The sequence below is a fragment of the Marilutibacter maris genome (assembly GCF_006546735.2).
GTDB lineage: Bacteria > Pseudomonadota > Gammaproteobacteria > Xanthomonadales > Xanthomonadaceae > Marilutibacter > Marilutibacter maris.
The window spans coordinates 1-1,142 of sequence record NZ_VICD02000148.1; the positions used below are offsets into that span (position 1 = coordinate 1).

1 protein-coding gene is annotated in these 1,142 nt (G+C 65.7%); it reads left to right on the plus strand.

What is annotated here, in order from left to right; all coding sequences use genetic code 11:
* Positions 1-426: 426 nt before the first annotated feature.
* Positions 427-1,142, plus strand: a 716-nt coding sequence (locus tag FKV24_RS09310) for a porin family protein (protein ID WP_141482184.1), incomplete at its 3' end; no start/stop codon positions are given.

The window sequence follows — 1,142 nt, forward strand, 5'->3', positions numbered from 1 at the left end:
TGAACGTGCAGAACTGAGTCCGGCCCGGCGGGCCCGAGGGCCTGCCACCGACTCGAAGGAAACCCGGCCCCGTGCCGGGTTTCTTTTTGTCCGCGAATCGTCCGCGATTATGTCGGGCCGGCAAGGTGTCGCCCGGCGCCGTCGGGGCGATGCGGTTTCGCCAATATGGGCCAAAGCAGCCACTGGCGTGCGTGCCGGGCCCGCGGGATGCGAATCAAGCGCTTGCCGACGCTGCCTGCGGTATGTCGTTAAGATGTTTTAACAAACGCATTGACAGTGTATGATCCCGCTCGCAGTGACCGCGGTGCCGGCAGGAGCTCAGCGAGCGTGTCCCTGAGTTGCAACCGCCGTGCGAAATACTGATCCGATTGATCTGACCCAATCCCAAGACCTGTCCAAGACCGATCTACCCCAAGGAGTGTGAGTATGAAGATCCGCTTGTTGAGCACCGCTCTGCTCGCCGGCCTGGCGTTCTCGCAGGCTGCTGCAGCGCAGGACTACGACGACCGCTGGTACATCACCGGTGCCACCGGCTTCAACATCCAGGACAACGAGCGCGGCACCCGCAACGCGCCGTTCGTCGCCGCCGGCCTGGGCCGGTTCCTGAGCCCGAACTGGTCGCTCGACGGTGAGCTGAACTACCAGAATCCGAACATGGATTCGAACCAGAATCTGAACTGGAGCCAGTACGGCATTTCGCTCGACCTGCGCCGCCACTTCATCCAGGAAGGCCGCAACTGGAACCCGTACGCGCTGATGGGCATGGGTTACCAGCGCTCGGAGGAGGAGTACGACGTGTTCCCGAACCCGAACTCGCCGGGCGAGCGTGAGGACGGCAACCTCGCCGCCAAGATCGGCCTGGGCGTGATGGGCGACGTCGGCAGCCGCGCCAAGATGCGTGCCGAGCTGGCCTACCGTGCCGACTTCGACGACCAGAGCGTCAATGGCGAGCGCGACGCCGACTGGTTCGGCGACATCCTCGCTTCGGTCGGCGTGGTGATCCCGCTGGGCGAGCGTGCCGTCGAGGCCCCGGCCCCGGCGCCGGCCCCGGTCCCGAGCTGCGCGGACCTGGACGACGACGGCGACGGCGTCAACAACTGCGACGACAAGTGCCCGGGTTCGCAGGCCGGCCAGACCATCGG